Here is a 10,013-nt window from a genome sequence, read left to right on the forward strand (position 1 = left end):
CCTCCAAATTAATGTAATTGTAGTTTACACTAATTTGGAGGTTTACACAAAATATGAGACAGACCCGAATCTAGACTAAAATCACACCTCCTACTCCTAGAGAAATCTAGTTTGTAGGAGGTGTTTTTTATTTGATCGAATCCATGGTTTTTTTATCCCTTGCTAAAACGCTGACATTTTACTTGACCATAAACAGAGGTCTCGATCATTATTGTAAATCACTGTAATTTTTGGGCAAAATAAGGCTATTTTTACTACCTTTAAGGGTATTTTCAAACTCCTTTAAGGTAATGAGTGACCCTTTTAGTCCTCTCAGCGGACTAAACTATTTATCACACCTCTATCCCAATAGTACCAAAGGTTTTATGGCCTCCTTATTTGATGTATTTCAATGCTAGGGGTATAACTACAAGGGGAAGTTTCTAGGAGCTCACAGGAGAGCAATGAGAGAGAATAATTGAAGGTGTACAATGTATAATTGTCAATGGGGGGGATAAAAGCTTTAAAGATTCCAAATAAAAGTCAGACCTTAGTCAGGCTCAAGAAAAAAATTATTTCTGTGAACCTCCGTGTTCTCTGTGCTCCAAAAAAATCTTAGTGAGCTTAGTGTAAAGGTTTTTGTTTTAATACATTTAATTTTTTTCTTTAAATATGATAAAAATTAATATTCGTATAAGTTCTGTGTAATCTGTGGCAAAAAAAAGATTCCTGTAGAATACAGGAATCATCTTTTTTATTGTTTTTTTTAGTCGTTTTCCCAATTTTTCGATCTAGTCACTGCTTTTTTCCAACCTTTATACATCGTTACTCTATTCTCTTCCTCTAACTTAGGTTCATACAATCTATCTAAGTTCCATTTTTTTGTTATCTCCTCTTTATCATTCCAGAATCCAACAGCAAGACCAGCAAGATAAGCCGCTCCTAAAGCTGTAGTTTCAGTTACTTCAGGTCTCAGTACCTTTGCATCTAAGATATCTGATTGAAATTGCATCAAGAAGTTATTTGCAACTGCTCCTCCATCAACTTTTAAACTAGATAATTTAATTCCTGAATCCTCTTGCATAGCTTCTATAAGATCTTTACTTTGGTATGCTATAGATTCTAGAGTAGCCCTTATGATATGATTTCTATTAGCTCCTCGAGTAAGACCTACAATACACCCTCTTGCATACATATCCCAATAAGGAGATCCTAATCCTACAAATGCAGGGACTACATAGACACCATTACTATCTTTTACTTTGTTCGCAAAATACTCACTATCTGCAGCATCTTTAATAAGTCCCATCTCATCACGAAGCCATTGTATCGATGCTCCCGCTACAAATACACTTCCTTCTAAAGCATACTCTACCTTTCCATTTATTCCAATAGCTATAGTAGTCAATAATCCATTTTTAGATTCTATCATCTCTGTTCCTGTATTCATAAGTAAGAAACATCCTGTACCGTAGGTATTTTTTGCTTCCCCTGGTTTAAAACAAGCCTGTCCAAATAGAGCTGCCTGTTGGTCTCCTGCTATCCCGGCGATAGGAATTCTGAATCCACCTTTACCACCTAGGTTAGCATATCCATAGATTTCACTTGAGTTCTTTACTTCTGGTAACATAGATTTTGGTACATCTAATATTTCCAATAATTTTTCATCCCATTTTAATTCTTTTATATTAAATAACATAGTTCTAGATGCATTTGTATAGTCGGTTACGTGAACTTTTCCATTGGTTAATTTCCAAACTAACCAAGTGTCGACAGTTCCAAAAAGTAACTCTCCATTTTCTGCTTTTTCATGGGCTCCCTCTACATTATCTAAGATCCATTTTATCTTAGTTCCACTAAAGTAAGCATCTACAACTAGTCCTGTATTTTTTCTTATATATTCCTCATGTCCATTTTCTTTGATATCATCACAGATAGAAGCTGTTCTTCTACATTGCCATACTATAGCGTTGTATACTGGCTTACCTGTACTTTTTTCCCAGACTATAGTTGTTTCTCTTTGGTTTGCGATTCCGATACTAGCTACTTCTTCAGGCTTAATTCCTGTTTTAGCTAAAACTTCAGTTAACATTGAACTTTGAGTTGCCCATATTTCCATTGGATCGTGCTCTACCCATCCTGCTTTAGGATATATTTGTGTGAATTCTCTTTGAGAAGAACCTACAATATGTCCACTTTTATCAAAAATAACTGCTCTCGAACTTGTTGTCCCTTGATCCAATGCTATTACATATTTCTTTGCCATTTTGAATCCTCCTAAGTTTTTTAGTTTTTAAATATTCCTATCTCTTCTTCACTGTCTTCTTTATTTTCTATATCACAAACTTCTTTTGGTAAATTATTTGTGATCACTTTATCGTATATTAACGCTCCAAGCTGTGCTCCTACTATCGGTCCTAATATTGGTACCCAGAAATATGGATTTGATAAGCCACCTGTAAATGCTACATTTCCCCATCCTGCTAAATATGTGAATATTTTTGGTCCAAGGTCTCTAGCTGGATTCATTGCAAATCCTGTAAGAGGTCCTAAAGATGCTCCAATTATTGCAATTACTATACCAATTAATACAGCCGCTGAATGTCCTTTAGGAGCTCCATTTTGGTCATCTCCCACTGCAAAGATCGTCATCATAAGTACTGCTGTTATTACTACTTCCACTATAAATGCTTGAAAGTTATCGATCTGTGGATGCGGATATGTAGAAAAAATTCCTGCTGTAGATAAACTTTCTACACTTCCTCTGATTATTCCATGAGCTTTGTCGTAAACTACAAATAGGTTTTTATATAAGAAATATACAAGTCCCGCTCCAGAAAATGCTCCTAACATTTGGGCAATTATATAAGGAATTACCTTCTTTTTATCAAACCCTCTAAATGTCATCATTGCCAAAGTTACTGCAGGATTTATATATGCCCCAGAAACTCCTCCTGTGATATAAATCGCTATAGATACACCCAATCCCCAAACGATACTTATTTCCCATTGTCCCATATCTACGCCTGCCAATACCAATGCTGCCACACAACCTGCTCCAAAAAATAAAAGCAAAGCAGTTCCTAAAAATTCAGCTAAACATTCTCCTATAATTCTTTTCCTTTTCATCCACAAACCTCCTTTAGATATAATTGCGCCTTTTTTAACCTCGTCCAAAATTATAAATCTGATAAAAAAGAAGACTAAAAAATTTATCCCTTTCACAGGACAGTCTTTAATCTTCTCTCGGTCTCTAAGATTTATATATCTTTCTAATAAGAGCCTACCTCTTTTTTTTTGCTTTGTCAAATTTACGTTTAGATTTTAAACTGAAAGTCCATTTATTAAACAATTTACAAACTAAAAATTTCTGATCTAGTTGTAGATATAAAAGCTTTAGTCGCAGATTATACAGATAGGAGTAGATTTTAACAGAGAATAAAAAGTAAAAAAAACAGTGAATCTCTGTGTTCTAAAAAAATCTTAGCGAGCTTAGTGTAAAGGTTTTTGTTTTTTAATCTGTGAATACATTTAAAATTAAGTTTTCTAGTACACATAATTTTAATAATCGTATATTTTAGATTTTAGATCCATAGTAATCTGTGTCAAAAAAAAGCCTTCTATGTTTATGGTGGTAGTGTTTGACAAACACTACCACCATAGAACAACATTATAAAGTCAATAGAAAAAAAGTAGCCTAGGCTACTTTTTTTAATCCTTTATAAATAAATCTTAATCTTTTAAATATTGATTATATTTTAAATATGATATAATGATATGTAAAACTAACTAAAGAGGTGAAAAATGAAAGCTGTAATAAATAATATAATGATACCCATAGAAAAGGATCAAGATCGTGCCATAAAAAATGAATTGATAAAGAAGGGGATAGACCTATCCAATGTTGTCCATATAGAATATATAAAGCGTTCCATTGATTCCAGAAAAAAAACTCAGATCAAATTTTTATATAATTTGGAATTAACCCTAAAAAAAGAGATAAACTTAGAGGGACATAGATGGCTGACTAAACCCAAGGCCCTTTTAATAAAACTCAGAAGATCTAAAAATTTAGATGGACGTATAGGAATAATAGGCAGCGGGCCTGCAGGACTCTTTGCAGCACTGAGGTTATGTGAATATGGATATAAACCCATTATCTTTGAACGTGGGAAAAAAGTGGATGAAAGAGATAGATCCATAGACAACTTCTACACAGATGATGACCTGGATACAAATTCTAATATTCAGTTTGGTGAAGGAGGAGCTGGGACTTATTCCGATGGGAAGTTAAATACCCGAGTAAAGAGTGAATATATTACCCATGTATTTGAAACTTTCGTGGGACTCGGAGCTCAAAAAGAAATTATGTGGGACTATAAACCTCATATAGGTACCGATATACTAAAAGTTGTAACCAAAAACCTGAGATCTAAAATAATACAGATGGGAGGGACATTCTATTTTGATACTCTGGTTGAAAATGTTATTCTAAGGAATAATAAAGTAATTGGTGTAGATACAGTATCTCATGGTGAAAAAGATAGAGTGGAGATAGAACATCTGGTATTAGCCATAGGTCATAGTGCCAGAGATACCTATAGGATGCTTCATAAAAATGGTGTATTCATGGAAAATAAACCATTTGCCATGGGAACAAGGATAGAACACCCCAGAGCAGTTATAGATAAGATGCAATATGGAAAATTTGCTGACCACGAAAACCTAGAGGCTGCTACATACAGTATGACATTTAACAACAAAGCCGAAAGCAGAGGAGTATTCTCATTTTGTATGTGTCCGGGAGGAGTCATAGTCAATGCTGCCTCTGAAAGAAATACAAGTTTAGTCAACGGGATGAGTTATTCCAAAAGAGATGGAGAATTTAGTAACTCCGCTATAGCTGTAGGAATTAAAGCCACTGAATTTGGTGACCACCTATTCAGTGGGATGGAATATCAAGAAAAATTAGAGAGAGATGCGTATAAGTCTGTGGGGAATTATGGAGGCGTGGCACAGAGAGTTGTAGACTTTATGAAGGATAAAAAATCTACTTCCCTGCCTAAAAGTAGCTATTCAATGAGGATGCAATCTCAAAATTTAAATGAATTTTTCCCAGATGTGATAAAGAAAAATATGAAGGCAGCCTTCCACCAATGGAAAAAGATGCCTAACTTTGTATCTAACGAAGCCCTCCTAATCGGGCCTGAGACGAGGACATCTGCACCGGTTAAAATCACTAGAAATGAGGCTGGAGAATCTATCAGTACAAAGGGATTATATCCAATTGGTGAGGGAGCAGGATATGCCGGTGGAATCACCAGTGCTGCTATAGATGGGTTAAAAATAGTGGACAGTATATTTGCAAAAGAGATATAAAATATGATAATAATTACAGATGATAGAGATACATTCTGGAAAAAATTAATAAAAAACTAAAGATCTGTAATATTTATATATCTTCACAGGATTTTCACAGGATTTTCACAAAGATGTCGTATACTCATTGTAGCAATAGAATACCTACTAAGCTTAGTAGGTATTTTTATTGAATTTTATTAAAAAAGGGGGTAACATTTTGAAAAAAATAGGTCTACTTGTAGGAGCATTACTCATATTCTCCCAATCCTATGGAACAACCTTGGATGAACTTATTGTACAGCTAGAACAAAATGGATATTCTAGTAAATATCGTGTTCTAGAACAAAAACAGCTGTCCATCGATGACAAAAAAATAGATAGGATAGACAGAGATGGAATAGATATCAAGGGAAGCAGTGAATCTATAAGTGATTCAGATGGAGAAAGTTCTACGGGATCGATATCTGCTTCATATGATTTCTTTAAATATGAAAGTAAATATAATGATGATGAGCAGTTATTTGGTTTGGAAAAGAACTTAAAAGATATCTTTTATGGGGAAAGGAAATATAATAGAAATTTATTTACCATCGATGAGATCATTAGATTAAATTTTGAAGATGATAGGATGGAGGAGGAAACTTTATCACTGATAGATACATACGAAACTCTTATGGATGCAAGATTAGAATTAAAATTAAAAAAGAATTTATTGCCTAGTTTAGAAGCAGATGCAGTTGAGCTGGAAAGGGGATTTAATATAGGGCAATCTTCTAAGTTGGATTATAAATATTCAAAGATGCGTTTAGGAAACTTAAACAATGATATAGATCAATTAAGCCTTGACCTAATTCAAATAGAAAAAACTTTTGAGACAGTATTTAATCTAAAAATCGATTCTGAAATAAAATATACAAAATTAGAAGAATTATATGGTGAGGATATCAATAATATCGGTGACAGATCGTTAGAAAATATAGATCTATCTATAGATAAAGTGGAAGAGGATAAAAAATATTCAGCATACGATACTAAGTGGCCAGACCTCTATGCAGGAACTTTTTATGATGTTCAAAACGATGAATGGTCAGTAAGATTTAGTATAAATAAAACTTTATTTGAATACGATGATACTACAGCAACCTATGAAGTAGATAAAGAACGTCTTCAAATGGAAAAAGAAAAGTTAGAGAAAAATATAGAAAATCAAAAAAATGAATATTTCAATGAATATAACTCCCTTGTGAAGGAAATTACAAATCTAAAACTCAAAGAGGAAGTAGATGAGATGTCATACAATATCTATAAATTAAACTATGAGCAAGGAAATGAAACCTATATAAATTATATAGAAAAATATGAAGAATATATCACTAGTTCCATTGAACTCGAGATAAAAGAAAATGAATTGACCGCATTTATATATGAGATGAAATACAGGAGGTAAGATGAAAAAGATTATTATTGGAATAATAGCTCTAGTCATAATAGGAGGAGGATTTGCCTATTATAAAACCTCTCAAGGGGAGGTAGTATCCAAGGAATATCAAGTATTTAATGTAGAAAAATCAACATTTGAAAAGATCATAGAAGTTGACGGGGTAGTTGAGGCAAGGGATACCAAGTTGATATATGTCGATAGATCTCTCAAGGTAGATGAAGTTTTTTATACTGCTGGAGATTATGTGAAAAAAGGTGAAACTATTATGACGTTTGATCCAGAAGACAAACATACTGTTATTAGAAACTTAAAAGTAGAAGAAATAAATCTAAAAAAATTCGAGAGAAATCTAAAAAATGCTGTTTCCATGTTTCAAATAGGAGGGTCTACCAAAGTAGAGATAGAGGATATAGAATTTGACATAGAAAAATCTAAATTAAATATAGAGGGCCTCCAAGAGGAATCGTCTAAGATGTTAGATGAAATTAAAAGTCCCTTTGATGGAACAATCATATCTATGGTTGCAGAAGCTAATTACAGGGTAAATACCGAGGTAGAGTTATTTGAAATAGCTGACCTATCAGATCTTATCGTTGTTGCCAATGTGCCGGAGTACAGCATTCACGGGATATTATTAGGTCAAGATGTAAAGATTCGACCAGATGCCTATGATGATGAACTTCATGGTATTGTAAGTAATATTTCTACCCTTTCATCTGCTACAGAATCAAACTCTTCTAACAATAGTTCTACTGACACCGACACAGAAGCTTATGTAGATGTAGAAATTACTATAGATAATTTACCCAAAGAACTCCGACCTGGATTTAATACATCTGTAGATATCATTGTGAATTCCATAGATGATGCTATATCTATTCCGAGATCCTCTATTTTAGAAGATAAGAAGGGCTATTATGTATTTGTTTTAAATACAGAAAAAAATATAAGAAAAAATTATGTTGAAATAAAAGAAAATAACAGCAGTATGATTATAATAGCTAACCTGCCCGAGGGAATCTCTATCCTAAAAAATCCTTTTATTGCTTTGGAAGAAAACCAGGAAGTTAAAATTGGGAGTAGACAGGGAAAAGGAAGGGAGGCAAATTAATGACTGATAATATAAATTATAGCGATAGAGAGACAATCATAGAGATATCCCAGTTGGATAAAATCTATACAACTGGTGATATTAATCTAAAAGCATTGGATGATGTTTCATATATTATAAAAAGTGGTGAACTTGTAGCTATCATGGGACATAGTGGCAGTGGAAAATCTACCATGATGAATATTCTGGGATGCTTAGACACTCCTACATCTGGGACTTATAAATTAGATAAAATTGATACTTCAAATTTAGATGATAATCAATTGGCAGAAGTTAGAAATAAAAAAATAGGTTTTGTATTTCAGTCTTTCAATCTCTTACCTAAATTAAAATCTTGGGAAAATGTAGCTCTACCACTTGTTTATGGTGGAGTAAATGCAAAAATAAGAAAAGAAAGAGCTATGGAGGCCCTTAGAAGTGTGGGCTTAGAAAATAGAGCCAATCATAGACCTAATGAATTATCAGGAGGACAATGTCAAAGAGTAGCCATAGCTAGAGCTCTAGTTGTGAAACCAGAAATCATTATGGCTGATGAACCTACTGGAAATTTAGATTCCGCATCTGAAGCAGAGATCATAGAGATATTTAAAAAGCTTAATAGAGAGGGAGCTACTATAATCATGGTCACCCATGAGGATAACGTAGGTCAAAATTGTAAAAGAATTATTCGATTCCATGATGGGAAATTAATAAAAAACGAGGTAATTGATCATGAATTTTATAGAGATATTTAAGAGTTCCATACAATCTTTAATCAGTAACAAGATGAGATCTCTCCTGACTATGCTAGGAATAATTATTGGAATCTCTTCGGTTATAGCTATGTCTGCAATAGGTAAGGGTGGAGAGAAAAAAATAACTGGTAATCTGGCTAACAGCGGATTTGGTGTATATGAAATAACTGTAGATGAAGATGCCGACGAATATAAAAGTATCTATTCCCTGAAAAAGGAAGATATTGAATATATACAGAAGAATGTGGATGGAATAATGGCCATAACAGCTAGTGTTCGTGAAAGAATTGATATTAGGAATAATCTAGGAAAAGAGATTAGAAGAATGGCTGTCGTCGATTCAACTACCCCTGATTATGAGAAGGTTGATGAGGTTGAGTATATAGAAGGTAGACCAATCTTGAGCGTGGAATATGAAGAATGTACTCCTGTTATAGTTTTAGATCATATTACGGCTAAAAAACTATTTGGAAATAAATCTTCATTGGGGGAAAAAGTAACCATAGACTTTAAAGGCCTGTACATAGTCAAAGAATTTACTGTAGTAGGTGTTTTTCGACATCCAGACGCTACTATGAATGAAATTGGATTGGCACCTAGAATGCCTACCTTTACTAGGATACCTCTATCTCAGATGGAGCGTTTACAAGGAACAGAAAATTATGAGACTGTCGTAGTCATGCCAGAAGATCCAACTAATGGTAAACAGGTTCTAGCAGATGTCATTAGACAATTAGAAAGTAGAAATCATTCTGATATATATGAATATGAGGAGAAAGTCTCTAAGGGAAGTGAATTAAAGAGTATCCTAGAAACATTGAATATATTTATTATTTTTGTAGCCAGTATCTCTCTTTTTGTAGGAGGGATTGGAGTCATGAATATCATGCTTGTAAGTGTTACAGAAAGGATAAAAGAGATAGGGATTAGAAAGGCTATAGGAGCTAAAAATAATGATATTTTATTTCAATTTTTAACAGAAGCAATCCTTCTGTCACTCATTGGAGGAGGGATTGGAATCCTTATGGGATATGTCCTCTCCTATATCATAGGTTATTTTATCAGCATTCAGCCTATTGTATCTCCTACTATAGTGGGAATGTCCGTAATTATCTCCACTTTAATAGGACTTATTTTCGGAGTTTATCCAGCCAAACAGGCTTCGATGTTAAATCCTATCGATGCTCTGAGAAACGAATAAAATAACACTGAATCACCTAAAATTAATTTTATATAACATGGGAGAAAAACCACACTCAGGTAGAGGGTCTGTCCCAAATTACGTGTAAATTACATTTCTTAGCTGATAGAGGGTATCTTAATTGGTACCCTTTTCATTTACCTATTTTTTTATAAATGTCCTTTTAATCTTTCTTCAAATTCTATT

The 10,013-nt window shown here is 33.5% G+C and carries 7 protein-coding genes; 5 read left to right on the forward strand and 2 right to left on the reverse strand.

Annotated features, from left to right (window positions below):
* Positions 1-745 precede the first annotated feature (745 nt).
* Positions 746-2,245, reverse strand: coding sequence for a glycerol kinase GlpK (glpK, locus tag V5784_RS03775; protein WP_336887721.1), 1,500 nt, complete (start codon positions 2,243-2,245; stop codon positions 746-748).
* A gap of 20 nt (positions 2,246-2,265) precedes the next feature.
* Positions 2,266-3,108, reverse strand: a complete 843-nt coding sequence (locus V5784_RS03780; protein WP_336887722.1) for an MIP/aquaporin family protein — start codon at positions 3,106-3,108, stop codon at positions 2,266-2,268.
* A 675-nt stretch (positions 3,109-3,783) separates the two neighbouring features.
* Between V5784_RS03780 and V5784_RS03785 the strand changes: the two genes are divergently transcribed.
* The 5 genes from V5784_RS03785 to V5784_RS03805 all read left to right on the forward strand — a co-directional run bounded on the left by V5784_RS03785 (position 3,784) and on the right by V5784_RS03805 (position 9,827).
* On the forward strand, positions 3,784-5,358 hold the full coding sequence (locus tag V5784_RS03785) for an FAD-dependent protein (RefSeq protein ID WP_336887723.1): 1,575 nt from the start codon (positions 3,784-3,786) through the stop codon (positions 5,356-5,358).
* Between the two features lie 199 nt (positions 5,359-5,557).
* The gene (locus V5784_RS03790) at positions 5,558-6,787 is read left to right on the forward strand and encodes a hypothetical protein (RefSeq protein WP_336887724.1); all 1,230 of its coding nucleotides are present in this window, start codon (positions 5,558-5,560) and stop codon (positions 6,785-6,787) included.
* A gap of 1 nt (position 6,788) precedes the next feature.
* Complete coding sequence (locus tag V5784_RS03795) at positions 6,789-7,892, forward strand: efflux RND transporter periplasmic adaptor subunit (protein ID WP_336887725.1); 1,104 nt, start codon at positions 6,789-6,791, stop codon at positions 7,890-7,892.
* Positions 7,892-8,626 (forward strand): ABC transporter ATP-binding protein, encoded by a 735-nt coding sequence (locus V5784_RS03800; RefSeq protein ID WP_336887726.1) that lies wholly within the window; start codon positions 7,892-7,894, stop codon positions 8,624-8,626. The genes V5784_RS03795 and V5784_RS03800 overlap by 1 nt, the downstream gene beginning before the upstream one ends.
* Positions 8,604-9,827, forward strand: a complete 1,224-nt coding sequence (locus tag V5784_RS03805) for an ABC transporter permease (RefSeq protein WP_336887727.1) — start codon at positions 8,604-8,606, stop codon at positions 9,825-9,827. The genes V5784_RS03800 and V5784_RS03805 overlap by 23 nt, the downstream gene beginning before the upstream one ends.
* The last annotated feature ends 186 nt before the right edge of the window (positions 9,828-10,013 follow it).

It is taken from the genome of Psychrilyobacter sp., from assembly GCF_037132775.1.
Lineage (GTDB): Bacteria > Fusobacteriota > Fusobacteriia > Fusobacteriales > Fusobacteriaceae > Psychrilyobacter.

What these genes read in the sequence shown, in the direction of transcription:
- glpK (WP_336887721.1), bottom strand. Translation starts at nt 2,245, where the DNA reads ATGGCAAAGAAATATGTAATAGCATTGGATCAAGGGACAACAAGTTCG.
- V5784_RS03780 (WP_336887722.1), bottom strand. Translation starts at nt 3,108, where the DNA reads ATGAAAAGGAAAAGAATTATAGGAGAATGTTTAGCTGAATTTTTAGGA.
- V5784_RS03785 (WP_336887723.1), top strand. Translation starts at nt 3,784, where the DNA reads ATGAAAGCTGTAATAAATAATATAATGATACCCATAGAAAAGGATCAA.
- V5784_RS03795 (WP_336887725.1), top strand. Translation starts at nt 6,789, where the DNA reads ATGAAAAAGATTATTATTGGAATAATAGCTCTAGTCATAATAGGAGGA.
- V5784_RS03800 (WP_336887726.1), top strand. Translation starts at nt 7,892, where the DNA reads ATGACTGATAATATAAATTATAGCGATAGAGAGACAATCATAGAGATA.
- V5784_RS03805 (WP_336887727.1), top strand. Translation starts at nt 8,604, where the DNA reads ATGAATTTTATAGAGATATTTAAGAGTTCCATACAATCTTTAATCAGT.